The organism is Bradyrhizobium sp. USDA 372, from assembly GCF_053629095.1.
The window spans coordinates 3,152,599-3,177,166 of sequence record NZ_JBRJHR010000001.1; the positions used below are offsets into that span (position 1 = coordinate 3,152,599).

At 65.3% G+C, this 24,568-nt stretch carries 24 protein-coding genes; 7 read left to right on the top strand and 17 right to left on the bottom strand.

Annotated elements, in window-relative coordinates:
* Positions 1-138: 138 nt before the first annotated feature.
* Positions 139-1,611, top strand: coding sequence for an amidase (locus tag AB7M16_RS15015; RefSeq protein ID WP_453944341.1), 1,473 nt, complete (start codon positions 139-141; stop codon positions 1,609-1,611).
* 162 nt (positions 1,612-1,773) lie between these two features.
* A complete protein-coding gene (locus AB7M16_RS15020) occupies positions 1,774-2,127 on the top strand; it encodes a nuclear transport factor 2 family protein (RefSeq protein WP_453944342.1) in 354 nt (117 codons plus the stop codon).
* A gap of 147 nt (positions 2,128-2,274) precedes the next feature.
* Here the strand turns inward: AB7M16_RS15020 and AB7M16_RS15025 are convergent, their stop codons facing one another.
* Positions 2,275-3,363, bottom strand: a complete 1,089-nt coding sequence (locus tag AB7M16_RS15025) for a Zn-dependent alcohol dehydrogenase (protein ID WP_453944343.1) — start codon at positions 3,361-3,363, stop codon at positions 2,275-2,277.
* 201 nt (positions 3,364-3,564) lie between these two features.
* Entirely contained in the window at positions 3,565-5,349 is a 1,785-nt protein-coding gene (locus tag AB7M16_RS15030; RefSeq protein WP_453944344.1) for an acyl-CoA dehydrogenase family protein, read from the bottom strand.
* A 221-nt stretch (positions 5,350-5,570) separates the two neighbouring features.
* Here AB7M16_RS15030 and AB7M16_RS15035 point away from each other — a divergent pair, with 221 nt between their 5' ends.
* Positions 5,571-6,272 (top strand): SDR family NAD(P)-dependent oxidoreductase, encoded by a 702-nt coding sequence (locus AB7M16_RS15035; RefSeq protein ID WP_453944345.1) that lies wholly within the window; start codon positions 5,571-5,573, stop codon positions 6,270-6,272.
* 123 nt (positions 6,273-6,395) lie between these two features.
* Entirely contained in the window at positions 6,396-7,226 is an 831-nt protein-coding gene (locus AB7M16_RS15040; protein WP_453944346.1) for an enoyl-CoA hydratase, read from the top strand.
* A gap of 53 nt (positions 7,227-7,279) precedes the next feature.
* On the opposite strand, the gene AB7M16_RS15045 is transcribed toward AB7M16_RS15040, so the two are convergent.
* Together AB7M16_RS15045 and AB7M16_RS15050 are read right to left on the bottom strand one after the other, a co-directional pair.
* On the bottom strand, positions 7,280-7,903 hold the full coding sequence (locus tag AB7M16_RS15045; protein WP_453944347.1) for an N-acetyltransferase family protein: 624 nt from the start codon (positions 7,901-7,903) through the stop codon (positions 7,280-7,282).
* A gap of 67 nt (positions 7,904-7,970) precedes the next feature.
* The gene (locus AB7M16_RS15050) at positions 7,971-8,174 is read right to left on the bottom strand and encodes a DUF1127 domain-containing protein (protein ID WP_172787032.1); all 204 of its coding nucleotides are present in this window, start codon (positions 8,172-8,174) and stop codon (positions 7,971-7,973) included.
* Between the two features lie 110 nt (positions 8,175-8,284).
* Between AB7M16_RS15050 and AB7M16_RS15055 the strand changes: the two genes are divergently transcribed.
* Both AB7M16_RS15055 and tcuC read left to right on the top strand, forming a co-directional pair.
* A complete protein-coding gene (locus AB7M16_RS15055; RefSeq protein WP_439364744.1) occupies positions 8,285-9,184 on the top strand; it encodes a transcriptional regulator GcvA in 900 nt (299 codons plus the stop codon).
* 142 nt (positions 9,185-9,326) lie between these two features.
* Positions 9,327-10,658, top strand: a complete 1,332-nt coding sequence (gene tcuC / locus AB7M16_RS15060) for a tricarballylate/proton symporter TcuC (protein WP_453944348.1) — start codon at positions 9,327-9,329, stop codon at positions 10,656-10,658.
* A gap of 193 nt (positions 10,659-10,851) precedes the next feature.
* Here the strand turns inward: tcuC and AB7M16_RS15065 are convergent, their stop codons facing one another.
* Genes AB7M16_RS15065 through AB7M16_RS15075 form a run of 3 tightly spaced genes read right to left on the bottom strand, consistent with a single transcriptional unit; the run spans position 10,852 to position 13,458 of the window.
* Entirely contained in the window at positions 10,852-11,265 is a 414-nt protein-coding gene (locus AB7M16_RS15065) for a Rieske (2Fe-2S) protein (RefSeq protein ID WP_036040510.1), read from the bottom strand.
* Positions 11,265-12,374, bottom strand: a complete 1,110-nt coding sequence (locus tag AB7M16_RS15070; protein ID WP_260381092.1) for an amidohydrolase family protein — start codon at positions 12,372-12,374, stop codon at positions 11,265-11,267. The genes AB7M16_RS15065 and AB7M16_RS15070 overlap by 1 nt, the downstream gene beginning before the upstream one ends.
* A 25-nt stretch (positions 12,375-12,399) precedes the next feature.
* Entirely contained in the window at positions 12,400-13,458 is a 1,059-nt protein-coding gene (locus AB7M16_RS15075; RefSeq protein WP_453944349.1) for an amidohydrolase family protein, read from the bottom strand.
* Positions 13,459-13,603: 145 nt separating this feature from the next.
* On the opposite strand from AB7M16_RS15075, the gene AB7M16_RS15080 reads away from it, so the two are divergent.
* Entirely contained in the window at positions 13,604-14,086 is a 483-nt protein-coding gene (locus tag AB7M16_RS15080) for a CinA family protein (RefSeq protein ID WP_453944350.1), read from the top strand.
* Positions 14,087-14,255: 169 nt separating this feature from the next.
* Here the strand turns inward: AB7M16_RS15080 and AB7M16_RS15085 are convergent, their stop codons facing one another.
* From AB7M16_RS15085 to AB7M16_RS15130, 10 genes are all read right to left on the bottom strand, one after another.
* Positions 14,256-14,531, bottom strand: a complete 276-nt coding sequence (locus AB7M16_RS15085; protein WP_172787027.1) for a DUF1488 family protein — start codon at positions 14,529-14,531, stop codon at positions 14,256-14,258.
* A 135-nt stretch (positions 14,532-14,666) separates the two neighbouring features.
* A complete protein-coding gene (locus AB7M16_RS15090) occupies positions 14,667-15,284 on the bottom strand; it encodes a tetratricopeptide repeat protein (RefSeq protein ID WP_453944351.1) in 618 nt (205 codons plus the stop codon).
* Between the two features lie 120 nt (positions 15,285-15,404).
* Positions 15,405-16,874, bottom strand: a complete 1,470-nt coding sequence (locus AB7M16_RS15095; RefSeq protein WP_172787025.1) for an AMP nucleosidase — start codon at positions 16,872-16,874, stop codon at positions 15,405-15,407.
* Between the two features lie 300 nt (positions 16,875-17,174).
* Positions 17,175-18,509, bottom strand: coding sequence for an HlyD family type I secretion periplasmic adaptor subunit (locus tag AB7M16_RS15100; protein WP_172787024.1), 1,335 nt, complete (start codon positions 18,507-18,509; stop codon positions 17,175-17,177).
* A gap of 10 nt (positions 18,510-18,519) precedes the next feature.
* Entirely contained in the window at positions 18,520-20,268 is a 1,749-nt protein-coding gene (locus AB7M16_RS15105; protein ID WP_260381095.1) for a type I secretion system permease/ATPase, read from the bottom strand.
* Positions 20,269-20,521: 253 nt separating this feature from the next.
* Positions 20,522-20,791 carry a GlsB/YeaQ/YmgE family stress response membrane protein gene (locus tag AB7M16_RS15110; RefSeq protein ID WP_025033652.1) on the bottom strand — a complete coding sequence of 90 codons (270 nt, stop codon included), beginning with the start codon at positions 20,789-20,791 and terminating at the stop codon, positions 20,522-20,524.
* Positions 20,792-20,893: 102 nt separating this feature from the next.
* A complete protein-coding gene (locus AB7M16_RS15115; protein ID WP_453944352.1) occupies positions 20,894-21,871 on the bottom strand; it encodes an ABC transporter ATP-binding protein in 978 nt (325 codons plus the stop codon).
* Positions 21,868-23,283: an amidase gene (locus tag AB7M16_RS15120; RefSeq protein WP_172787021.1), complete on the bottom strand. Its 1,416-nt coding sequence runs from the start codon at positions 23,281-23,283 to the stop codon at positions 21,868-21,870. Before AB7M16_RS15120 ends, AB7M16_RS15115 begins: the two co-directional genes overlap by 4 nt.
* Positions 23,280-23,477: a hypothetical protein gene (locus AB7M16_RS15125; protein WP_439401636.1), complete on the bottom strand. Its 198-nt coding sequence runs from the start codon at positions 23,475-23,477 to the stop codon at positions 23,280-23,282. The genes AB7M16_RS15120 and AB7M16_RS15125 overlap by 4 nt, the downstream gene beginning before the upstream one ends.
* On the bottom strand, positions 23,474-24,535 hold the full coding sequence (locus AB7M16_RS15130; protein ID WP_453944353.1) for an ABC transporter ATP-binding protein: 1,062 nt from the start codon (positions 24,533-24,535) through the stop codon (positions 23,474-23,476). Before AB7M16_RS15130 ends, AB7M16_RS15125 begins: the two co-directional genes overlap by 4 nt.
* Positions 24,536-24,568 lie beyond the last annotated feature (33 nt).

Here is a 24,568-nt window from a genome sequence, read left to right on the forward strand (position 1 = left end):
GTCAAGCCGGGCGATGACACCGACTTGGTGTTGGCCGTGCCGCTAAGGGCTAGCAGCATATCAATCTCGATCAAACAGACGTTGCGAGGTTGGGCCAAACTGCGCATCATCCTCGAACAACCAGAGCGGGAGAAGCGCGTGGCCGGATCGGAATGGAGTTTCAAGAGCGCGGTCGAATTGTCGGCCGCATTGAATGCGAAGAAGGTCTCGGCGGTCGAGATCACGCAGGATGCGATCGCGCGTATCGACCGGCACGACGGCAGCATCAACGCGGTGTGCGTGCGCGATTTCGATCGCGCGCTCGTCGCGGCGCGCGAAGCGGATGCGGCGCTGGCGCGCGGCGAGCGCAAGCCGCTGCTCGGCCTGCCCACGACAATCAAGGAATCCTTCAACATCGCCGGCCTGCCGACGACCTGGGGATTCGTGCCGCAGAAGGACTTCAAGCCCGTGGAAGACGCGCTAGCGGTGGCCCGCATCAAGCAGGCCGGCGGCGTGATCCTCGGCAAGACCAACGTGCCGGTCGGGCTCGGCGACTGGCAGAGCTACAACGACATCTACGGCACCACCAACAACCCCTACGATCTCGGCCGCACGCCGGGCGGTTCGTCCGGTGGATCGGCGGCAGCCCTCGCCGCAGGCTATTGCGCGCTCGCCACCGGATCCGACATCGGCGGCTCCCTGCGTGCGCCGGCATTTCATTGCGGCGTCTTCGCCCACAAGCCGACCATCAATCTCTGCGCGGCGCGCGGCGAGACCCCGCCGCCGTTTCCAGCGATTCCGCGCGAGGGCGACCTCGCCGTCATCGGACCGATGGCGCGCACGGCGGCGGACCTGTCCTTGCTGCTCGACGTCATGGCGGGACCCGATCCGCTCGACGGGGGGATCGCCTACAAGCTCGACTTGCCTGCCGCACGGCATCAATCGCTGCGGGATTTTCGTGTCCTGGTGATCGACAGCCATCCGCTGCTGCCGAGCGACAAGGATGTCCGCGGCGCGATCGACAAGCTTGCAACCGATCTTGCGAAGGCCGGCGTCACCGTTGCACGCGAGAGCGCGCGGCTTCCGGACTTCGCGGAGACGTCGCGGCTCTACATGCGCATGCTGCTGGGCTTCCTCGGCGCGTTCTTACCTCCCGACGAACTGGCGGATGCGCAGGCAGGGGCAAGCCAACTCTCGCCGGAGGACACGAGCCTCGGCGCCGAGCGACTGCGCGGCATCACCGCGAGCCATCGCGCCTGGGTGCTCGATGCGGGTAGCCGCGCTGGCCTCCGCGCGCAATGGCGGGCACTATTCAAGAGCTTCGACGCCGTGATCTGCCCGATCATGCCGACGCCGGCCTTTCCGCACGATCACTCGCCGGAGCAGCGCCTGCGAACGATCAGCATCGACGGCAAGGATTACCCCTATTCCGACCAGCTCGCCTGGCCGGGCATCGCAACGCTTCCGGGCTTGCCTGCGACGGCGGTTCCGCTCGGCCTGTCGAAAGGCGGCCTGCCCGTCGGCGTGCAGATCGTCGGTCCCTTCCTCGAGGACAGGACGCCGCTCAAGCTCGCCGAGCTGATCGAGCGGGAGTTCGGCGGCTTCGTGCCGCCGCCATTATTTGGTGATTAGTCCTTCCCGTCATTGCGAGGAGCTCTTGCGACGAAGCAATCCAGACTGCGTCCGCGGAGACATTTCTGGATTGCTTCGCTTCGCTCGCAATGACGGAGTAAGATACCATCGAGATTCCAGGTTCGCGCTCCGCGCGCCCTGGAATGACGGGGAGGAAGCACCATGAGCCAGGATCTCGAGCAGCTCTCCGCACTCAATCGCGACTACGTCGCCGCCGTGCAGAACTGCGACGTCAAGCGCTTCGACGAGATCCTGGCGCCGGAGTTCTATTGCTCCAATCCCGACAAGACGCTGGTCGACCGCGCCGCCTTCCTGGAGCAGACGGCGCGGCCGATCGCGATCCGCAATTTGCATGCACACGACGTCAAGATCCGCATCATGGGCGACTTCGCGATCATCCACGCCGCGACAAGTTACACGACGGCGGACGGTCAGCAGGCGAGCGGGCGATACACCGATTGCTGGGCAAAGACGAACGGAACGTGGCTGGCAGTGTCGGCGCACGTGTCGCGGTGAAGAAGGCACACTGACCACACACTCTCCGCTGGATGCCCCGGCTCGACCGGGGCATCCAGTACGCCGCGGCGGCAGTTGGGCGGACGAACGACCGCCGCGGCGTACTGGATCGCCCGCCTTCGCGGGCGATGACACCGTCATTTTGGATCAACTATCGAACACGATCACGCTGCGCAGCGTCTTGCCGGCTTTCATGTTGGCAAAGCCTTCGTTGATCTCACTCAGCCTCAGCTTGGCCGAGATCCAGTCCTCCAGATGCAGCCGGCCACGCAGGTAGAAATCGACCAGGCGCGGCATGTCCACGCGGAAATGGTTCGAGCCCATCGAGGAGCCCTGGATCTTGCGCTCGCGCAGGAAGTCGAAGCCGTGCAGCTCGATCTTCTGGCCGAACGGGATCATGCCGACGATCGTGGCGGTGCCGCCGGAGGCGAGCATGCCGAACGCCTGCTCGGCAGTCTCCTTGCGGCCGAGCACCTCGAAGGAATGGTGTACGCCGCCATTGGTGAGGTCGCGGACTTGCTTCACGACATCGCCGTCGGCCGGGTTGATGATGTCGGTCGCGCCCAGCTTGGTCGCGAGCTGGAGTTTTGCCGGATTGGTGTCGATGGCGATGATACGGCCGGCGCCGGCGATCTGCGCGCCGTTGATCGCGGCCATGCCGACGCCGCCGCAGCCGATCACGGCGACGGTCTCGCCGGCCGTCACCTTCGCGGTGTTCACCACCGCACCATAGCCGGTGATGACGCCGCAGCCGATCAGCGCGGCGAGATCGAGCGGCATGTCCCTGCGGATCTTCACGATGGCGTTCTCGTGCACCAGCATCTGCTCGGCGAAGGAGGAGAGATTGAGAAATTGGTGCAGCTTCTCCGGCTTCGACCATTGCATGCGGTTGGAGACGCCCGGCAGCATCTTCACCGTCGCGTCGGTGCAGAGCACGGTGCGGCCGGTGCTGCAATTGTCGCAGGTGCCGCAGAAGACGGAGAGACACGTGACGACGTGGTCGCCCGGCTTGACATAGGTGACGTCGGAGCCGACCTGCTCGACCACGCCGGCGGACTCGTGCCCGAGCACCGCAGGCAGCGGATGCGGATAGAGCCCTTCCATGAAGTGCAGATCGGAGTGGCAGAGCCCGGCGACCGCGGTGCGGATCAGCACCTCGCGCGGTCCGGGCTTCGGCAGGCTGATGTCCTCGATGACGAGCGGCTGGTTGACTTCATAGAGGACGGCGGCCTTCATCGGTGTTTCCTCGTTGTTTTTGTTTCACTCGTCGTCGACTCTGCACCTCTCCCGAAGGGAGAGGTCGGAAGCGCATCGAAGATGCGATTCCGGGTGAGGGGTTCGGGTCTCACGTGAGCGCGTAATCCCTCACCCGGATCGCTTACGCGATCCGACCTCTCCCTACGGGAGAGGTGAACTGCGCTCGCTGCCACAGTTAGCCTACGCCGCCAGAACCAGTTCGCCAACCTCGCTCATGCTGGCTGCGCGATCGCCGAGCAGAAGTTCGGCGATCTTCGCTTGCGCGGCATTTTCCGTCAGCCGGAACGGATCGTTCGGCGTCACGCGATGGTCGATCACGAGGCGCGACAGCAGCAGCCGGCGCGCATCGCCGCGCATGTCGTGGATGCGGTGTGCTTCCCAGGCGAGGGCCACTGCGCTGGCGACGTGATAGAGCACGCTGGTGGCGCGGCGCGCATCGGCCTCGTTTTCAGACTTGGCCGCGACTTCGCGCGCGAAGCCGACGGCGCGGTCGGTGAGGCCACGCAGATGATCTCGCCAGGCCTGCGGCACCGAGGCGCTGTCGTCGAGCCGGGCGTGCAGATCGGCCGCGAGTGCGGCCTCAGCGCCGTGACGACCGACCGCCCGCCGCAGCGCATCGATCGCGACGATGTTGCCGGTGCCTTCCCAGACCGAGCCGAGATGCGCATCGCGCAGCAGGCGGGCGGTGGCGAATTCCTCGATATAGCCGATGCCGCCGCGCATCTCGAGCGCATCGCCGCAGACCTTTCGTGCATCGCGCGTGGCGCGGAATTTGAGCGTCGGCGTGAGAATGCGCAGCAGCGCCGCGGCGTCCTGGCTGCCGGCCTCGGCACGGTCGAGCGCATCCGCCGTGAGGAAGCTCATCGACAGGCCCTGCTCCACCGGCAGCATGATCTTCAGCATCTGCCGCCGGCCCAGCGGCAGATCGATGATGCGCTGGCCGAACACGACGCGGCTCTTCGCCACCGTCATCGCGTCATGATAGGCGCGGCGCATCAGCGCGGTGGACTTGACGCCGTTGGAGAGCCGCGAGGAGTTCACCATCTCGGCCATCTGCACGAAACCGCGGTCGAGCTTGCCGACGGCGTAGGCGATCGCACCTTCGAGCTTGATCTCGCCCGAGGCCATCGAGCGCGTGCCGAGCTTGTCCTTGAGGCGCACGATCCGGTAGTGGTTCTGCGTGCCGTCGTCGAGGAAGCGCGGCATCAGGAACAGGCCGACGCCGCGCGTGCCGGGCCCGGCACCTTCGGGCCGCGCCAGCAGCATCACGACTTTCGCATCGGCATTCGAGCAGAACCATTTCTCGCCATAGAGGCGCCAATGGTCGCCCTCCTGCACCGCGCGCGTGGTCAGCGTGCCGACGTCGGAGCCGCCTTCCTTCTCGGTCATGAACTGGCCGCCCTGCGTCAGCTTGCTCATGTCGGTCGAGGTCAGGCCGTCGAGATATTTCGCCTTCAGCGCCTCGCTGCCGAAATTCGCCAGGAGCTTGGCGCAGCCGTCGGTGACGTTGATCGGGCAGCCCATGCCGAATTCGGTCTGGTTGAACAGGAAGGTGAAGGCATGCTTGGCGACAACAGGGTATTTGTCCGGCCAGCCCATGATGCCCTTGGCGATCGAGAGCGCGTGGATGCCGAACTGGCCGAACGCGGCGTTCTCCAGCTCGCGATAGGCCGGGTGATATTCGATCCATTGCACGTCGCGGCCGAACTTGTCGCGCTGGTGCAGGATGGGCGTGTGGCGGTCGGCAAGCCGCGCGCATTCATCGAGATGGCCGCCGGCGAGCTCGCCGAGGCGATCGAGATGCGGCTCGATGTGGCGGAACAGATTCTCCGGCAGATGAATGCGGAGCAGGTCCGTCAGCGCGGGATCGGCGCGGTAGAAATTCATGCCTGATGTATCGGGCGCCAGCAGGCCGGATGGTGCGGCCGCGATATCTTTTGGCTGCGCTGTGACCGGTCCGGGCATGATCGTCCTCTTCGTTTCCGTCCCACGGCAATTCTTTGCGCTTGCCGCTTTGGATGATGTCGATCATGCTCCCGTCGCGGACAGCGATAAAGCCGCAAAATATCAGGGCGGCATGATCGCCGCGCGGGAGCAATTCGCCCTGCGGAATTGTGGCCGCGCCGGCTGGTTGTCCGCACGGACCGTGCCTAGATCAACGGCTCCTGTCTGCGAGAGATCACGCCATGGAACATCCGAAATACAAGATCGCCCTCATCGTCGGTGCCGGCGAAGGCCTCAGCGCATCGCTGGCGCGCCTGCTTGCGGCGCAGGGCATCCGCCTCGCGCTCGCCGCACGCAAGATCGAGAAGCTTGGCGCGCTCTGCACCGAGACCGGGGCCAAAGCCTATGCCTGCAACGCCACCGAGCCCGACGAGGTGGAGCGGCTGTTCGGCCTGGTCGAGCGCGAGATCGGCACGCCCGACCTCGTCGTCTACAATGCCTCCGGCCGCACGCGCGGACCGTTCGTCGACCTCGTTCCCGCCGACGTCGCGCAGGCGATCGCGGTCAGCGCCTATGGCGGCTTCCTGGTGGCGCAGCAGGCGGCCAAGCGCATGCTGCCAAACCAGCACGGCGCGATCCTGTTCACCGGCGCCTCCGCCAGCGTCAAGGGCTATGCGCAGTCCGCTCCCTTCGCGATGGGCAAGTTCGCGCTGCGGGGCCTTGCGCAGAGCATGGCGCGCGAATTGTCGCCGCAGGGCATCCATGTCGCGCATTTCGTCATCGATGGCGGCATCAGGAGCGCGGCGCGAAGCGAGCCGGCGGATAAGCCGGATTCGATGCTCGATCCCGACGCGATCGCGCTGAGCTATTGGAACGTGCTGCAGCAGCCGCGCAGCGCCTGGAGCTGGGAGCTGGAGCTGCGGCCCTGGGTGGAGAGGTTTTGAAGCAAGCTAGCAACAACACCCGTCATTGCGAGGAGCGAAGCGACGAAGCAATCCAGACTGCTTCCACAGAAGGATTCTGGATTGCTTGGCTTCGCTCGCAATGACGATAGAGAGGGAGGCGACATGACCACGGAAACCACCATCGACACCGGTACCAGTGAGCTCCTTTGCGCGATCCGCGACCGTGTCGCTGTCATCACGCTGAACCGGCCGGAGGCGCGCAATTCGCTGTCGGATGCGCTGACGCCGGCGCTGCGCAGCATGATCCGGACCTGCGCAGAGGATCCGAACGTTGGCGCGCTGCTGCTCACCGGCGCGGGCGAAGCCTTCTGCGCCGGCGGCAACGTCAAGGGCATGGGCGCGCATCGCGATCCCAAAAAGCTGGAGATGTCGCTGGACGATCGCATCGCCGACCTGCAGGAGCGGCAGCGGCTGCTGACGGGCGCGCTGGTGTCGGTGCGCAAGCCGACCATCGCCGCCCTGCCCGGTCCTGCGGTCGGTGCCGGGCTTGCCATCGCCATGGCCTGCGACATCCGCATCGCCGCGCAATCCGCCTTCGTCGCCACCGGCTATGCCCGCATCGCGCTCAGCGGCGATTACGGCATCGCCTGGCTGCTTACTCGGCTGGTCGGCACCGCGCGGGCGCGCGAATTGATGTTCACCGGCGACCGCGTCGATGCCGCGCGCGCCGAAGCGATCGGCCTCGTCAACCACGTCGTGCCCGACGACAAATTGCAGACCGAGGCGTTCGCGCTGGCCAGATCGCTGGCCGAAGGCCCGCGCCTCGCGCTGCGCTACATGAAGGACAATCTCGACGAGGCCCTGCTGTTCGACTTCGAAACCGCGCGCGACCACGAAGCCGAACGGCTGGTCCGCCTCACCACGACCGCCGACCACAAGGAGGCGGTGCAGGCCTTCATCGAGAAGCGCAAGGCGGTTTTTACGGGGAAGTAAGCGGCACAAAAAAATGCCCGGCTCTGGCTTGGCCAGGCCGGGCTGCAGTCATGTCAGGCCGAGGCTGAGGGGCTGTCGGCCTGACGGGAAAGGGCGGCGAGGCGCCAGCTCGCACAGGGAATGTCCTGCGGCGCGAGGTTGATCACCTTGTCGAAGCGCACCAGCTTCCAATCATCAGGATGGTTGACGAACGTGAAGCCGGATTTGCGCGCGAGCGAGACCATGGTCTCGTTGGAGCGCAGCGTGTCGCCGAACATGTGCTCGGCTCGAAGCGCGGCGGCGCGGCATTCGAGGTTCTTCATCAGCGCGGTGGCGATGCCGTGGCCCTGCCAGCGGTCGTCGACCGAGAGGCCGAACTCGAGCGCCGCGGTCTCGGCATGGAAGGCGTAGCGCGCTTCCGCCACGATGGTCTCGAAGCCGTCGACCGTCATCGTCGCCACGACGGTGAAGCGATCGCGCTCGCCGATCTCGAGGAAATCGTGCAGCAGGCCCTTCGGCAATTCGCTGATCGCGCCGAAGAAGCGGTTGTAGCGGGAGCGGGTCGAGAGCGAGCGGAAATAGTGCTGGAGCTCGTCGGTGTCGCGCGGCTCGACGAAGCGGACATTGAGCCGCTCACCGTGCCTTGCGCGCAGCACGTCCGAATATTGCTTGAGGTCTTCGAGGCGAAGGGTGCTCATGACGCATGCCCTGCGGAAAGGGACCGCCGGCGCCCCTGTGCTCAGGCGGCGCCGGCCTGGCGGCCTATCAGGCCCGCCAGAAGGGTTTATCGGCCTCGTAGGCGATGTCGGACCAGGACAGCCCGACGTCGTGGAGGTCGCGGGCAGTCCAGTTGGTCAGCTCGCGCCGGGTCCGGTAGCGTTCGTGCCAGACGTGAAGGATCTCGCCGATTTGGTAGAAGACGCCGTGCGCATGATGATTTGTCATCGAGTTGTCGGTCAATGTAGACATTTTCAGCTCCTGGAGCTACGTTGACCGCTAATATCTGCCTCCTGTTGCGCCGCGACAAACGACAATTTGTACCTTTTCGCATGAAATAACGTCATGTATCCTGCTGCCAAATGACTGCCAGATTGCCCTCCCTGAACGGATTGCGGGCGTTCGAGGCCGCCGCACGCCATCTCAGCTTCACGCTCGCAGCCAGCGAGCTGAACGTGACCCAGACCGCGATCAGCCATCAGATCCGCAGGCTGGAGGAGGAGCTCGGCATCCGGCTGTTCATCCGGCAGAACCGGGCGTTGGCGTTGACGCCGGAGGCGCGCGACTATCTCCCGGGCGTCCGCGCCGCCTTCAACGATTTGCGCCTCGCCACCGACCGTCTCTTGCGCAAGGACGACGACAAGGTGCTGACGGTGTCGACGCTGGCCTCGCTCGCGGCCAAATGGCTGCTGCCGCGGCTGACCGACTTCCAGGAGCAGCATCCCGGCATCGACGTGCGCATCACCACCTCGACCAGCCTCGTCGACTTCCAGCGCGACAATGTCGATGCCGCGATCCGCTATGGCCGCGGCCAGTGGCCGGGCCTGCGTGCCGACTGGCTGATGGCCGACGAATTGTTTCCGGTGTGCAGCCCCTCGCTGCTGCGCGGCGACAAGCCGCTGCGCCGGCCCGAGGATTTGCGCAACCATCCGCTTCTGCACACGTCGAGCACCAACAGCGACGACTGGCGGCTATGGCTGACCGCGGCGGGCCAGCCGGCCGACATCGCACGGCACCCCGGCATCACCTTCGACATGATCTTCATGACCATCCAGGCCGCGATCGACGGCATCGGCGTCGCGATGGGCCGGACCTCCTACGTGCAGGACGATATCGCCAAGGGCCGGCTTGTTGTCCCCTTCAAGATCGCACTGCCCGCGGACGCCGGCTTCTACCTGGTCGCGCCGGAAGGCCATCGGGAGGCGCCAAAGCTGGCTGCGTTCCGACAATGGGTGATTGCTGCAACGCAAAATAAGGCCTGAAAAATCAGCAGCTTCCTCTGCAAAACGGATTGACTCGCCGCTTCTCGCGCGGGAAGGGGTATGACAGATTGTCGCAGCATCAATCTGTCGCCTTGCCGTGAATGATTCCCGGTCCGGCCACGTCTTGAAGGGGAGCAATGCCATGGCTGGACCAGCCACCTCAACCAATTCGCCCGCCATCAAGTCGCGCATCGGCGCGATCCTGCGCGCCACGAGCGGCAATTTCCTCGAGCAGTTCGACTTCTTCCTGTTCGGCTTCTATGCCGCCGCGATCGGCAAGGCGTTCTTCCCGTCCACCAACGAGACGGCGTCGCTGCTCAACACGTTCGGCGTGTTCTGGCTCGGCGCCCTGATGCGTCCGGTCGGCGCCATCGTGCTCGGGGCCTATATCGACCGCATCGGCCGCCGCCAGGGCCTGATCGTCACGCTCGGCATCATGGCCTTCGGCACCGTGGTGATCGCATTCTGCCCGAGCTATGCGACCATCGGCATCGCCGCGCCGGTCATCGTGCTGATCGGCCGCCTGCTGCAAGGCTTCTCCGCCGGAGTCGAACTCGGCGGCGTGTCGGTGTATCTCGCGGAAATCGCAACGCCCGGCAATCGCGGCTTCTACACCTCGTTCCAATCGGCGAGCCAGCAGGTCGCGATCTTCGTGGCTTCGATCCTCGGCTTCATTCTTTCCGAGGTGATGCCGGCCGACACCGTCGCCGCCTGGGGCTGGCGCATTCCCTTCTTCGTGGGCTGCCTGATCATTCCCCTGATCTTCGTGCTGCGGCGGACGCTGGAGGAGACGCCGGCCTTCCTCGCCATGAGGAAGCATCCGACGACGCGCGAGGTGTTCGCCTCCGCGCTCGCCAACTGGCGCATCGTCGTCCTCGGCATGATGATCGCGATCCTGACCACGACGACGTTCTACTTCGTCACGGTGTACACGCCGACCTTCGGCAAGACCGTTCTGAAGCTATCAACGCAGGACGCGTTGCTGGTCACGTTGCTCGTCGCCGTCACCAATTTCATCTGGAATCCGGTCGGCGGCGCGCTGTCCGACCGCATCGGCCGCAAGCCGGTGCTGCTCGCCATCGCGGGCCTGTCGCTCGTCACCGCCTATCCGGCGCTGCACTGGCTGGTGGCGGCGCCGACTTTCGGCAAGCTGCTCGCGGTCGAGATGATGTTCTCGTTCTATTTCGGCGTCTATAGCGGCACCATGCTGGGCGCGCTGGTCGAGATCGTGCCGGCGCACGTGCGCACAACCTGCTTCTCGCTCGCCTTCGCGCTCGCCGCCGCCCTGTTCGGCACCTTCACCCCGTTCGCCTCGACCTGGCTGATCGAGCGCACCGGCGACAAGGCCTCGCCCGGTTTCTGGCTGATGTTCGCCGCGCTGCTCGGCATCATCGCGGCCTCGACGGTGTATCGCGGCGGCGGCAAGGCGGTGCCGACCTATGATGCGGTGCCGGAGCCGGTTGCCGGGCGTTGATCGTCGTTCCGGGCGCTCCCTTCACCCTCCCCTGGAGGGGGAGGGTCGGTGCGCATGAAGCGAAGCGGAATGCGGACCGGGGTGGGGTGACGGTCCCTCCGCATCGAAAGCCGCCCGTGAGGAGAGATCACCCCACCCCGCTCGCGCTTCGCGCGATCGACCCTCCCCCTCCAGGGGAGGGTAAGAGCGGCGCCTACAACTCCACCACAACGTAGTCGCTCTCGACTTTCACTGGGATGGTCTCGGCGACATACGGTCCCTTCACCACGCTGGCGCCTGGCTCGACATGGGCCGGATAGGCCTTGACGCGAAAGCGGCGGGGATCGCAATAGGACTGGCCGGTGCGAATGTCGAACTCCCAGCCGTGCCAGGGGCAGCGGATGATCTCACCCAATTTGGTGTATTCGATCTCGCCGGGATTGCTCGACTGTGCGAGCCCGATCAGTGGCCCCTCGCACAGCGCCGCGCCCTGATGCGGGCAGCGGTTCATCAGGCCGAAATATTCGCCCTTGATGTTGAAGACGGCGATCGGCCGCCCGTCGATCTCCAGGAATTTTCGCGTGCCCGGCGGAAGCTCGTCGACCGCGGCAATCACATGCCGCGCCATCAATTTATTCCATATAGCTTCTTTGCATTGCCGAGATAGAACGCCTCGCGGTTGGCTTCGCTGACGCCCGCCGGCAAGACGCGCGAGGGCTCGTCATAGTCCCAATGCGGATAATCGGTCGCGAACAGCAGGCGGTCCCAGCCGATCCATTTGATGACGTCGAACAGATCCTCGCGGCTTTCAGGATCCTCCATCGGCTGCGTCGTCCACCACACCTGCTCGCGGATATATTCCGACGGCGGTCGTTTTACATGCGGCACCTCGCTCCTGAGCCGCTGCCAGGCCTTGTCGAGCCGCCATGCCAATGACGGCGCCCAGCCGAAGCCGGCCTCGATCATCACCATCTTCAGTTTCGGGAAGCGCTCGAACACGCCCTCCAAAACCAGGCTCGCCAGCGCCGATTGCTGGCACTGCGAATGCCCGACCATCTCCTCGATGTAGTAGGACGGCCAGCCCGACGGCGTGATCGGGTTGCCACCGAAGCCGAAGGCGTGCACGCCGACGGGAAGGCCGGCCTCTTCCGCAGCCTGATAGATCGGCCAATAGCGGCGCTGGCCGAGCGGCTCGACATTGCGGCTGAGCAGCAGCACCTGCACGAAGTTCTTGTCGCCGGCGCGCTCGCGGATCTCGGCTGCGGCCGACAGCCCGTCCTCATTGCCCACGACGATCGAGGCTTTCAGCCGCTTGTCCTTGCTGGTCCATTTGTCGATCTGCCAGTCGTTGATCGCCGAGCACAGAGCGGCCGAGAGCTCGTGATTGCGGATACCCTGCCCGGTGTTGAGCGGATTGAGCACGCCGAGCTGGACGTTGTTGGGATCGAGCAATTGCTTCTGCATGAAGGCGAGCGAGGAGCCCTGCGGGCCGCCTTCCGGCGGATAGGCATCGCGGCGCGAGGCGTTGGGCTGGGCCTTCGGATAGGGCGGACCTTCCATCATGCCCTGATAGGCATGGACGCCGTAGACTTCGAGGTGATGCTGCCAGCGTTTGGCGAGATAGGGATAGAGCTCGGTACGGGTGGCGCGTGCCGGATGGATGTCGCAGTCCGCGATCGCGGTTTTGACGGTCAGTGGGGAAGCGGCTTCTTGGTTCTCGCGGAACTGGATATTCATCGCCTTGCCTCCTTTGGCAGCGGGCTCATTTCAGGCGGGGATAGGTTGCATGCGGATTGTCGATCATGATCTTGCGCACGAGATCGGGGGACAGACCTTCGGGCAGCGCGTCCTGGTCGTCGAACTGCCAGTGCGGATAGTCCGTGGAGAATAAGACCAATTCGTCCGACTGCATATGATCAAACAGGCGAATTAATGTCTCGGGTTCCGGCGGCGCATCAAATGGCTGTAACGAGAAGCGGATGTTGCTGCGCACAATCTCCAACGGTGCGCGATCGACCCACGGCGTCTCCATCCGCACCCCGCGCCAGAACTTGTGCAAGCGCCAGAGATAGGGCGCGATCCAGGACACGCCGGACTCCAGCATCACCATTTTCAGCCGCGGATATTTGGCGAACACGCCCTCGACAATCAGGCTGGTGAGCTGGGTCTGGAACGCCTGGGCCTGCCCGACATAATCCTCGATGTGATAGGACCCCCAGCCCACGGCGGTCGGTGGATTGTGATAGGCGGAACCGGCGTGGATGCCGACCGGGAGTTCCAGACGTTCCGCGGCCTCGTAGATCGGCCACAGCGCGCGCTTGCCGAGCGGCGTGTCGCCCATCACCAGCATCAGCACCTGCACGAAGCGCTTGTCCTGTGCGCAGCGCTCGATCTCGGCAATGGCTTTCTCGACGCTTTGCGTGGGGATCACGATGGAGCCACGCAGCCGGGCGTCGCGATCGAGCCATTCCTTCGTCAGCCAATCGTTCAGCGCGCGGCAGAAGGCCGCCTGCATGTCCTCGGAGAACACCATCTGCACGCCATACAGCGGATTGCAGATGGCATGCTTGATCTGGAAGGGATCGAGCACGTGGCGTTGCATGGCCTCCAGACTCTCGCCGGGCTTGCCGGTCTCGGGGCGCCAGTCCGGCCGCGCGGTGATCGGCGAGTTCTGCGGATAGGATTGCGAGATAAGGTCGACCATGCCGCGCGTCGTCACCTGATCGCGCCAGTAATCGTTCAGGTACGGCAGCAGGCTGGTCAGATGTGGCACGGCCGGATGCACGTCGCAATCGATGCCGCCGGCGATCAGGGATGCCATCACGTCTCCCTTCTCACGTTTCCTCGCATGCTCTTCTTGTCCCCCGCCATTGAAGCAGGCCTGCCCGTCGCCCGCAACTCGGCCAAGCGTCCTGTCATATGCTAGGAAGGCTGAGCTCGGTTGCGAAGGGATGAGGGGTTGCGAAATGAAAGAGCTCGTCGGCATTGCGGAACAGGTCGCGGCCAAATTGATCGCGCGCAAACAGACCATTGCGGTTGCCGAATCCTCCGCCGGCGGCCTGATCGCGGCCAGCCTGCTCGCGGTGCCCGGCGCATCCGCCTATTTCGTTGGTGGCGCGGTGGTCTATACCCGCGATGCCAGGCGCGTGCTGATGGATATTTCGGACGAAGGAATGAAGGGCCTTCGGTCCTCGTCGGAGCCCTATGCGCAATTGCTGGCCGAGCAGATGCGCAGCCGCTTTGGCTGCGACTGGGGCCTGTCCGAAACCGGCGCCGCCGGCCCCAGCGGCAACCGCTATGGCGATGCCGCCGGCCACAGCTGCATGGCAGTTGCGGGACCGGCGTCAGAGGTGATGACGCTAGAGACTGATAGCAACGAACGGCTCGCGAACATGCAGGTGTTTGCAGCGACGGCGCTGAAGTTGTTGTTGAGGAAGCTGGAGGGGTGACGCTGGCTGTGCGGACGAAGTTAGCCAGGACAAGCTCACCACAACACTGCTCATGCCTCGCGAAGGCGGGGCATCCAGTACGCTGGGCCCATGGATTGAACAACAACCGTCTCGGAGTACTGGATCGCCCGGTCAAGCCGGGCGATGACGACCGAATATGACGCGACAGCTACCTTCGCAGATGCCGCATGAAAATCCGCACCACATAGCCCGGAAATCGCGGCGCCTCGTCGTACAGATCCGACGCAATCCGCTCGATGGTCTCGCGCAGCGACAGGAATTGAGCCTGACGCGCGCTGCTTTCGGTGCCCTGCATGCCCGCGAGTTCGTCCATTGCAGCGTCGCTGATCTGGCACTGCACGACCTCACCGTCGTTCAGCATGGTGAAGCGAAAGGCCAGCCGTTCCAGATCATGGCCGATGATCTTGTCGCGCGTCAGCGGCATCCAATTGTCCCGTTCGCGCCCCCGAACGGGACAATGCTGAAAATCTGGCGCCCTGTCACTATCGGAACCAAAGGACATGGCTATCATCTGAAGCCCGTCAGCAGCACGGCTCGCTGAGCCGGCTGCGCTCCAGCCTCAGTAGACGAGCGCCGAGCCTGTCGGCTGATCCAGTGCCGCAGCCAGCGATCTATACTCCTGGCAATCGGTTCCGCAGATCGACGCAATTCGACCGAGGTGATAGAGCGCTTGCTCGCGATTGCCGCGCTCGAGCTGCCACAATCCATAATATTGCCACGTCAGCACGTGGTTCGGATCGGCCTTCAATGCGCGCTCGTACCAGGCTTGGGACTGCTCGTAATCGCCGAGCTTGCGATAGGAGTAACCGATCAGGTTGGCGACGTTCGGATGGTCATCATGGCCAAGCGACTTCAATTGCGTGATCGCGGCAGCATAGTCGTTGCGCTCGTAGATGGTGTCATAGGCCATACGGTAGCCGGCCGCGAATGCAGGATCGCCGATGCTGGACTGGTTGTTCGGTTTCTTGCCTTTGTGTGTGGACTTGGCCCCCGGGCGCTTCGGATAGGTCGGCTGCGGCCTCTGATCCGAATAGGTGCTGCCAAACGGATCCGTGCCGGGGCCACCGCCTCCGCCTCCGCCTCCGCCACCGCCGCCTCCTGCGGCAAGGGCCGGCGGGCTCAACGATGCTGCCGCAAACGTACCAAGCGCGACGAGTCTGATCATTGCTGTGATCATGTCTGTCTCCTGTACTGCTTCGAGCGACCCCGGACGAGGTGATAACCCTGCCTTGGCGGCAATATTCCAGGCGCTGCATTCACGGAGACGTCAGCGTTCGTACGACAGCTCTGTTGCCCTTTACTGAAATGCAACTTCCGCAAAGCTGCGGAGCTTGCGCGAATGCAGCCGTTCCGATTCCTGCTGCTTGAGCCGCTCCAGCGCCTTCAGGCCGATCTCGAGATGCTGGCCGACGCGGCGGCGGTAGAATTCACTGGCCATTCCGGCGAGCTTGATCTCGCCGTGCAGTGGCTTGTCGGAGACGCACAGCAGCGTGCCGTAGGGCACGCGGAAGCGGTAGCCGTTGGCGGCAATCGCAGCCGATTCCATGTCGAGCGCGACCGCGCGAGACTGCGAGAGGCGGCGGATCACCTCCCGCCCGGAGATCTCCCAGTTGCGGTTGTCGACGCTCGCGACCGTGCCCGTGCGCATCAGGCGCTTGAGCTCGAAGCCTTCGAGACCGGTGACGTCCTCGACCGCCTCCTCGAGCGCGACCTGCATCTCGGCCAGCGCCGGGATCGGCACCCACAGCGGCAGCTCGCGGTCGAGCACATGGTCCTCGCGCACATAGCCGTGCGCGAGCACGTAGTCGCCGAGGCGCTGCGTGTTGCGCAGGCCCGCGCAATGGCCGAGCATCAACCAGGCATGCGGCCGCAGCACCGCGACGTGATCGGTGACGTTGCGCGCATTGGAGGGACCAGTGCCGATGTTGATCAGCGTGATGCCGCGATAGCCGGGTGCGGCCAGGTGGAAGGCCGGCATCTGCGGTGCGCGAGCCGGCGCGGTGCCGCTGATGGCGCCGCCGCTGGTCGTGATCACGTTGCCGGGCGCGACGAAAGCATCGAGCCCGGCTTCGCCGGACTGCAGCCGCTGCTGGCACGCTTGCGCGAATGCGTCGACATAGAACTGATAGTTGGTGAAGATGACGAAGTTCTGGAAATATTCGGGATCGGTGCCGGTGTAGTGATAAAGCCGGCGCAGCGAGTAATCGACGCGGGCGGCGCGGAACAGGGACAGCGGCTCCGGCGCGCCCGGCTGGAGTTCGAAGGTGCCGTCGGCGATCGAATCGTCCATGGTCGCGAGATCGGGCACGTCGAACGCATCGCGGAGCGAGCGTGTGACGAGCGACTTCTCGCTGGTGGTGATGGCGGCTTCGATATTGATGTCGCGGCGATAGGCGAAGTGGATCGGGATCGGTTCGGCGGACTCGCCGATCTCGACGGGGACGCCGTGGTTCTGGATCAAGAGGCCGATCTGCTCGGTGAGATAGCTGCGGAACAGATCCGGCCGCGTCACGCTGGTTTCATGCACGCCGGGACCGGCGACGAAGCCATAAGCAAGACGCGAATCCAGCCGCGCATGCGTCGCGGTGGTGAGACGGACGAAGGGATAGTAGGCGCGCACCCGCGTCGTGATCGCTTCACCACCAACATAGGCCTCGAAACGTTCGCGCAGGAATTTCGTGTTGCGCTCGTAGATTTCCTCGAGGCGGGCAACGGCGAGGTCCGCCTCGGTGAAGGATTGGGTGGCGATGGAAGGAGGGGACTGCATGGTTCGACCGCCGTGTTGCTGGGTTTGAGTCGAACTATAGCAAAGAAGGCGGTGCCGTAGGGTGGGCAAGCGAAGCGTGCCCACCAATATGCGCGTCGTAAGAAAGATGGTGGGCACGGCGCGTTGCGCCTTTGCCCACCCTACGAGACTACCAGACTGCTTGCCCTCGCAGTATAGCAAACTGACAGCCAAGTCGTCATTGCGAGCGCAGCGAAGCAATCCAGAAATCTCACCGCGGAGACAGTCTGGATTGCTTCGCTGCGCTCGCAATGACGGGGAAGATGACGCGCTTTTCGCGCGTCACTTCTCGCGGAACGCCCGCATCAGCTGGTCGTGAAACGGCTTCATCAGATAGGACAGCATGGTGCGATCGCCGGTTTGGACGAAGGCTTCCACGGGCATGCCGGGAATCAATTTGACGTCGCCGAGACGGGCGAGCTCCTCGGCCGGCATCGATACGCGGATGGTGTAATAGCCTTGGCCGGTGCGCTGGTCGGTGGTGACGTCGGGCGAGACGCGGCTGACGAGGCCGTTGAGCTCTGGCGTGGTGCGCTGGTTGAACGCGGACAGGCGCAGCAGCGTCTTCTGGCCGATCTGAAGCTTGTCGATGTCGACCGGATTGACCTTGGCCTCGACCTGGAGATCGTCGGCCTGCGGCACGATCAGCATCAAGGTATCGCCGGCGGTGATGACGCCGCCGATCGTGTGCACCGTCGATTGCAGCACCATGCCGTCCTGCGGCGCACGGATGTCGACGCGGCGGAGCTGGTCTTCGGCCGCGACCTTGCGCTCGATCAGCTCGCCGATCTTGTCGTTGGTCTCGCGCAGGTCCTTGGAGACCTCGCTGACCACGTCCTTGTCGATCTGGATGATCTGCAGCTCGGTCTCGGTGATCTTGCCCTTGGCCTGGGCGCGCGAGGCGATGTACTGCGCGCGCTCGCCGTTGAGACGGGCCGAGTCGCGCTCGAGCTGGGTCAGGCGCGAGATCTGCACCAGACGCTTGTCGTAGAGCTCGCGCACGCCGGTGAGCTCGTTCTGCACCAGCGCGATCTCCTGGTCCTTGGCCTTCTCCTGGGCGCTGAGACCGGCGATTTCCTCGTTGAGCTGCGTGATGCGCTCGCGAAGCTGCGCCTTCTGCCCGGTGCGGCCGTTGACGCGGACCTCGAACAGCTTGGTTTCTGCGGCGAGCAACGCCTTGACGTCGGGATCGCTCGCACGCTCGATCAGGGTTTGCGGGAATTCGATCCGGTCGAGCCCGCGCTGCTCGGCTTGCAGTCGCGCCGCACGCACCTGCGCGGCGTCGAGATTCTTGGTGACGATGGCAAGGTTGGCCTTGGTGACGGTGTCGTCGAGCCGCACGACGATGTCGCCGGACTTGACCAGGTCGCCGTCGCGGGCGCGCACCTCGCCGACCACGCCGCCGGTCGGATGCTGCACCTTCTTGACGTTGGATTCGACCACGATCTGGCCCGGCGCGATCAGCGCGCCCGAGATCAGGACGGTCGAGGCCCAGCCGCCGAGGCCGACCACCAGGACCACCACGATCGCGAGGCCGAGCATCAGGTGAAACTTGATGGAGTCGCGTACGGTCTTCTTCGCGGCCGCCTTCGTGCCGCCGATGGCCATCGTGCTCATGGCTTTGTGCTCATGGTTTGGCCACTCCGCCTTCGCTGACGATCTTGATCGGGGCCGGCGGCGTCACCCGCGGCTGCAGCACCTGGGCGAGCACCTGCTCCTTGGGGCCAAAGGTCTGCATGCGGCCGTCGCGCAGCACCAGGATCTGGTCGACCGCCTCGACGCCGATCGGCCGGTGCGCCACCACGACGACGATGGCACCGCGCTCGCGCGCCGCGCGGACGGCGCGGGTCAGCGCCTCGTCGCCTTCGGTGTCGAGATTGGAATTGGGCTCGTCGAGCACGATCAGGAAGGGGTTGCCGTAGAGCGCACGCGCCAGCGCCACGCGCTGGGCCTGTCCCGCGGAGAGCGCGGCGCCCTGCTCGCCGACCTGGGTGTTATAGCCCTCGCGCATCTTGATGATCATCTCGTGCACGCCGGCCTCCTTGGCCGCGGCGATGATCGCCTCGGAGGTGGCCTCGGGATCGAACCGGCTGATGTTCTGCGCGATGGTGCCGCCGAACAATTCGACGTCCTGCGGCAGATAGCCGATGTGGCGGCCGAGCGCGTCGCTCGACCATTGATCGAGCGCCGCGCCGTCGAGCCGCACCTTGCCGCGCACCGGCTGCCAGACCCCGACCAGCGCGCGGATCAGCGACGACTTGCCGGAGCCGCTCGGGCCGATCACGCCGAGGCCGTTGCCGGCGGTAAGCGCGAAGGTGACATCCTGCACCACGAGACGCTGATCGCCGGGCGGCACCATGGCGACCCCTTCGACCGAGAGCCGGCTGGTCGGCGCCTGCAACTGGGTCGGCGTCGCCTGCGCCGGCATCTGCTCCAGCAGGCGCGTCAGGCGATGCCAGCTCTGCCGCGCCGCGACGAAGGATTTCCAGTGCGCGATGGCAAGATCCACCGGCGCGAGCGCCCGGGCGGACAGGATCGAGCCGGCGATGATGATGCCGGCGGTCGCCTCCTGGTGGATGACGAGATAGGCGCCGACCGCGAGCACGGCCGATTGCAGCATCATGCGCAGCACCTTTGCGACCGCGCCGAGACCGCCGGCGACGTCGCTCGCTCGCTGATTTCCGGCGAGGTATTTTTCGTTGGCCTCGCTCCAGCGCTGGTTCATCCGGCCGGCCATCCCCATCGACACCATCACTTCGGCGTTGCGGCGGCTGGCCTGGGCGAGATCGTTGCGCTGGGCGGCGAGGCCCATCGCCTCCTTCGCCGGCTGGCGGGACATGAACTCGGTCACCAGCGTCAGCCCGACCAGGATGACGGCGCCGACCAGCGCGGTGACGCCGATCATGACGTGGAAGGCGAAGCAGATGGCGAGATAGAGCGGCAGCCAGGGCAGGTCGAAGAACGCGCTCGGGCCCATGCCGCCGAGGAAGGAGCGGACATTGTCGAGATCGCGTAGCGGCTGCAGGCCCTCGTTGCGGCTGCCGACCAGCAGCGGCAGACGCACGATGGTGTCGAACACGCGCTTGTTGAGAGCCTCGTCGAGCGAGGTGCCGATCCGCCCCAGGATGCGGTTGCGGATCATGTCGAGCACGCCCTGCGCCATGTAGAGGAAGCTGGCGAGGATGATCAGGCCGACCAGGGTCGGGATGCTGCGGCTCGGCAGCACCCTGTCGTAGACCTCCAGCATGAAGATCGACCCGGTCAGATAGAGCAGGTTGATCATGCAGCTCATCAGGCCGACGCCGATGAAGGCCGTGCGACAAGCGCGCAAGGCATCACCGAGCTCCGAACGGCGGACGCCAGGGATGGCTGCCATCAGTCTGATCTCTTTCGGCTAAAGGGCAAAGCCCTGATTTCAAAGGCGATTCAAGGAGTACTCGCCTCGGATTAACATCTGTTTTCCAGCCGTCCGACACGGCCGAATTTAATCCGCGGCCTGACGGGCCACATCTACCCCCGACAGCCGTCCGCGCAAGTCCGGAATTTCACAGGCTTGCGGCTTTTTCTTGCAGGCTTTCAGCCGCTTCCGGGAAAGGTGCGGCTCGAGTTCCACTCAGCCGAAGGCGGAGCTAGAGCCGGCCCCCGCCGCGCACCAGACGTACCACCAGCAGCAGGATGACCGCGCCGATCGCGGAATAGACGATCTCGGAGATCAGGCCGGTGCCGAGGCGGATTCCAAGCTTTGGGAACAGAAGGCTCGCCACCAGCGCACCGCAGATGCCGATCACGATGTCGCCGATAATGCCAAACCCGGCCCCCCGCACGATCTTGCCGGCGAGCCAGCCGGCGACGAGGCCGACGAACAGGATGACGAGCAGGCCTTCGTTGGAAATGTGCATCTGTGAGGTCCCTCTCCGTGAACACTGCCATGGAACCGGAACCGGGATGAATGGGGTGTGAATGCTGGGAACGCTCGCGCAGCCCGGCTCAACTCATCCGAACTACGACACCACGGTGACCGGCTCCGCCAGCACACACCTCGCCGCCCGACCCGGCCCGACCTCGACATTCCCGGGCAATTGCTCCAGGCAGCGCGGCTCGGCGAGCTTGCAGCGGGGGGCGAAGGAGCAGTTGTGCGGCTTCTCGGCCAGCGACGGCGGCGTTCCGGGGATGGTCTCCAGCCGCTGGCCCCGCTTGGCGCCGTGTATGGTGGAGGCGAGCAGGCCCTTGGCATAGGGATGCACGGGCGAGCGGACGATGTCGCGCAAGGTCCCCTGCTCCACGACCTGGCCGGCATACATCACCGCGACGCGGTCGCAGATCTCGATGGCGACGCCGATGTCGTGGGTGACGAAGATGACGGACATGCCGAACTCGCGCTGAAGCTCGCGCAGCAGCAGCAGGATCTGGATCTGCACGGTGGCATCCAGCGCGGTGGTCGGCTCGTCCGCCAGAAGGATTTTTGGCCGGCAGGCCAGCGCCAGTGCAATCATGGCGCGCTGGCGCATGCCGCCCGACATCTCGTGGGGATAGGCATCGAGCCGGCGCCTGGCCGAGGGAATACGCACGACCTCGAGCATTTCGAGCGCGCGTGCGCGTCCTTCCGCAAAACTCTTGCCTTCATGGCGCACCACGCTTTCGGCGATCTGCGCGCCGATCGTGTAGACCGGATCGAGCGCGAGCGCGGGCTCCTGAAAGATCATCGAGACAGTCTGGCCGCGGAACGACGACAGCTCCTCGTCGTTCATCGCGAGCACATCGCGGCCCATGACATTGACCGTGCCGGAGATCTGCGTGCGCTTCTTCGGCAGCAGCCGCATCAGCGCACGCAAGGTCACGCTCTTGCCCGAACCGGACTCGCCGAGCAGGCCCAGCACCTCGCTGTTGCCGAGCGAGAGGCTGAGGTCGTTCACGGCATAGACCGTGCGCTCGCCGGTGAAGCGGATGTTGAGGCCTGAGATCTCGACGAGGTTTGTCATGACGGCAGTTTCGGCAATCGGTCGTGATAGTCGGTCGCGCGCTGGAACGCGGCGCCGATGGTGAGCAGGGTGGCTTCGTCGAAAGAGCGGCCGATCAGCTGCATGCCGACCGGCAGGCCGGCCTTGGTGAAGCCCGAAGGAATGGTCAGTGACGGCAGGCCCAGAAAATTCACCGGGCGGGTGAACAGCGTGAGCCGCTGCAACAGCGCCGGCGCGTTCGGACCGCCGCCGACGTCGCTCTCCTCGATCGTCGGCGCCGGCACCGGGGACGCCGGCGCGATCACCGCATCGACGCCTGCCGTCGCGGCATTGTGGGCCGCGAGCGCCGGCCCGCGCCAACGCATCGCCTCGATATAAGTGATGGCGGGAACGGCGAGGCCGTTCTGGAGGCGCATCAATGTCTGCGCGCCGTAATCCTGCGAACGCTCGATCAGCCAGCGCTTGTGGAAGGCGGCGGCTTCAGCGGCCAGCACGAGCTGGCTCGCCGCCTGCAATTGCCGCTGGTCCGGCAGCTCGACCTTGACGATGTCGGCGCCCTCGCGCTTGAGCACCGCGATGGTCTCGTCGAGCACGCGCGCGACCTCGCTGTCGAGATCGTCGACATAGTAGGTCGCGGGCACGCCGATCTTGAGGCCGTTCAGGGATCCCTTGGTCGCGGCGACGTAGTCCGAGAGAGGCTCGAGGCTCGCGGTCGGATCCTCCGGATCCGGGCCGGCCGTCAACGCCAGCAGCAGCGCGCAATCCTCCGCGGTGCGGGCGAGCGGGCCGACCGTGTCGAGCGATTGCGACAGCGGCATGGCGCCGGCGCGGCTGACGCGGCTCCAGGTGGTCTTGAGCCCCGTGACACCACAGAAATGCGAGGGCATGCGGATCGAGCCACCGGTGTCGGAGCCGAGCGCGGCATAGGTCAGGCGCGCTGCGACCGCCGAGCCGGAGCCTGAGGACGAGCCGCCGGTGATGTGCGCCACGTTCCAGGGATTGCGCACCGGGCCGTAATGGCTGTTATGCCCGGTCGCACCATAGGCGAACTCGGCGAGATGCAGCGTGCCGAGCCGGATTTGGCCGGCGTCCTTCAGCCGCTGCAAGGCGGTCGACGTGACGTTCGGCACGAAATCGCGGCGGATCAGCGAGCCGCAGGTCGCGACGTGGCCGGCATCGTAATACATGTCCTTGTGCGCGAGCGGCACGCCATGCAGGGGACCGCGGACATTGCCCTTGGCGAGCTCCGCATCGGCGGCATCCGCCGCTTTCAATGCAGTCTCGGCCTCGATCGACATGAAGGCGTTGAGATGAGGCTGCCACTGCGCGATGCGCTGCAGCAGCGCGCGCGTCGCTTCGTGCGAGGACACCTGCTTCATCGCGATCGCGCGCGCGACCTCGGTGAGCGTCATCAGAGCGGGCTCACGGCTCATTTCGACACCTTCTGCGTCTGCACGAGCACGTAAGTTGCGGGCTCCAGATCGAACGGCAGCGTGCCGGCGATGGCGGCGAAGCCTTCGAAGGCGGGGCCGATGGCATTGGAGATGCGGGTCGCGATCTCGTCGTCCACAGGCACGCCGGCGGTGTGCGCGATCGGCTTGATCTCTTTCGGTGTCGGTCTCGTCATGCGGTTTCTCCCCTGGGGGCACGGCTATGGCCTGAACCCGGTATCGCCATGTAGCACGCGGCCTCGTGGCCCATATTATCCAGCGCGGTGAGCTTTGGTGTCGCATTTGCGCAGAGCGGCTCCGCAAACGGGCAACGGGTGTGGAAGCGGCAGCCGGAGGGCGGATCGATCGGATTGGGCGGATCGCCCGTGATCGGCGGCGTCTCGGTGCGGCTATCAGGATCGGAGGACGGCATCGCGGCGAGCAGCGCCCGGGTGTAGGGATGCGCCGGGCTGTCCCAGACCTGGTCGACCGGGCCGAGCTCGACGACCTCGCCGAGATACATCACCAGCACGCGGTCCGAGATGTAGCGCACGACGTTGAGGTCGTGGCTGATGAAGAGATAGGTGAGGCCGAATTCGCGCTTGAGATCGGCGAGCAGGTTGAGCACCTGGGCCTCGACGGATTTGTCGAGCGCGGAGACGGCCTCGTCCAGGATCACCAGCCGCGGCGACAGCGCCAGCGCGCGCGCGATGTTGACGCGCTGGCGCTGGCCGCCGGAGATCTCGTGCGGGTAGCGGTTGGCGAAGTTTTCCGGGCGCAGGCCGACCTTGCCGAGCAGCTCGCGCGCCAGGTTGCGCGCCGCGCCGTCGGCCATGCCGTGAACCTTGGGGCCGAAGGCGATGGATTCCTCGATCGTCAGGCGCGGATTGAGCGAGGCGTAGGAGTCCTGGAACACCATCTGCATGCCGCGGCGCAGCTCGCGCAAGCTCAGCGACTGGCCGACGGTCATGCCGTCATAGATGATGTCGCCGTCATCGCGCGGCATCAGGTGCATCAGGAGGCGCGCGGTGGTGGACTTGCCGCAGCCGGACTCACCGACGATGCCGACGGTCTCGCCCTTGGCGACGGAGAAGGAGACATTGTCGACGGCACGCACGGTGCGCTTGGCGGCGAACAGGCCGCCGCGCACGGGGAAATGCTTGGTCAGGCCGTTGACCTGAAGCAGCGGCTGCGCGACGCCGCCGCGGTCCTCGACCGGCTCCAGCATGGCGACGGAGGCGTTGGTCTCGCTCATGGCCGTTGTCCTTCACCTCTCCCCATCGGGGAG

Excerpts from the sequence above, each read along its gene's own strand:
- AB7M16_RS15020 (WP_453944342.1), top strand. The coding sequence starts at position 1,774 with ATGAGCCAGGATCTCGAGCAGCTCTCCGCACTCAATCGCGACTACGTC.
- AB7M16_RS15120 (WP_172787021.1), bottom strand. The coding sequence starts at position 23,283 with ATGAGCCGTGAGCCCGCTCTGATGACGCTCACCGAGGTCGCGCGCGCG.
- AB7M16_RS15130 (WP_453944353.1), bottom strand. The coding sequence starts at position 24,535 with ATGAGCGAGACCAACGCCTCCGTCGCCATGCTGGAGCCGGTCGAGGAC.
- AB7M16_RS15025 (WP_453944343.1), bottom strand. The coding sequence starts at position 3,363 with ATGAAGGCCGCCGTCCTCTATGAAGTCAACCAGCCGCTCGTCATCGAG.
- AB7M16_RS15095 (WP_172787025.1), bottom strand. The coding sequence starts at position 16,874 with ATGCAGTCCCCTCCTTCCATCGCCACCCAATCCTTCACCGAGGCGGAC.
- AB7M16_RS15075 (WP_453944349.1), bottom strand. The coding sequence starts at position 13,458 with ATGGCATCCCTGATCGCCGGCGGCATCGATTGCGACGTGCATCCGGCC.
- AB7M16_RS15050 (WP_172787032.1), bottom strand. The coding sequence starts at position 8,174 with ATGTCTACATTGACCGACAACTCGATGACAAATCATCATGCGCACGGC.
- AB7M16_RS15080 (WP_453944350.1), top strand. The coding sequence starts at position 13,604 with ATGAAAGAGCTCGTCGGCATTGCGGAACAGGTCGCGGCCAAATTGATC.
- AB7M16_RS15040 (WP_453944346.1), top strand. The coding sequence starts at position 6,396 with ATGACCACGGAAACCACCATCGACACCGGTACCAGTGAGCTCCTTTGC.
- AB7M16_RS15030 (WP_453944344.1), bottom strand. The coding sequence starts at position 5,349 with ATGCCCGGACCGGTCACAGCGCAGCCAAAAGATATCGCGGCCGCACCA.
- AB7M16_RS15105 (WP_260381095.1), bottom strand. The coding sequence starts at position 20,268 with ATGGCAGCCATCCCTGGCGTCCGCCGTTCGGAGCTCGGTGATGCCTTG.
- AB7M16_RS15100 (WP_172787024.1), bottom strand. The coding sequence starts at position 18,509 with ATGAGCACGATGGCCATCGGCGGCACGAAGGCGGCCGCGAAGAAGACC.
- AB7M16_RS15070 (WP_260381092.1), bottom strand. The coding sequence starts at position 12,374 with ATGAATATCCAGTTCCGCGAGAACCAAGAAGCCGCTTCCCCACTGACC.
- AB7M16_RS15125 (WP_439401636.1), bottom strand. The coding sequence starts at position 23,477 with ATGACGAGACCGACACCGAAAGAGATCAAGCCGATCGCGCACACCGCC.
- AB7M16_RS15065 (WP_036040510.1), bottom strand. The coding sequence starts at position 11,265 with ATGGCGCGGCATGTGATTGCCGCGGTCGACGAGCTTCCGCCGGGCACG.
- tcuC (WP_453944348.1), top strand. The coding sequence starts at position 9,327 with ATGGCTGGACCAGCCACCTCAACCAATTCGCCCGCCATCAAGTCGCGC.
- AB7M16_RS15115 (WP_453944352.1), bottom strand. The coding sequence starts at position 21,871 with ATGACAAACCTCGTCGAGATCTCAGGCCTCAACATCCGCTTCACCGGC.
- AB7M16_RS15055 (WP_439364744.1), top strand. The coding sequence starts at position 8,285 with ATGACTGCCAGATTGCCCTCCCTGAACGGATTGCGGGCGTTCGAGGCC.
- AB7M16_RS15090 (WP_453944351.1), bottom strand. The coding sequence starts at position 15,284 with ATGATCACAGCAATGATCAGACTCGTCGCGCTTGGTACGTTTGCGGCA.
- AB7M16_RS15085 (WP_172787027.1), bottom strand. The coding sequence starts at position 14,531 with ATGCCGCTGACGCGCGACAAGATCATCGGCCATGATCTGGAACGGCTG.
- AB7M16_RS15045 (WP_453944347.1), bottom strand. The coding sequence starts at position 7,903 with ATGAGCACCCTTCGCCTCGAAGACCTCAAGCAATATTCGGACGTGCTG.
- AB7M16_RS15035 (WP_453944345.1), top strand. The coding sequence starts at position 5,571 with ATGGAACATCCGAAATACAAGATCGCCCTCATCGTCGGTGCCGGCGAA.
- AB7M16_RS15110 (WP_025033652.1), bottom strand. The coding sequence starts at position 20,791 with ATGCACATTTCCAACGAAGGCCTGCTCGTCATCCTGTTCGTCGGCCTC.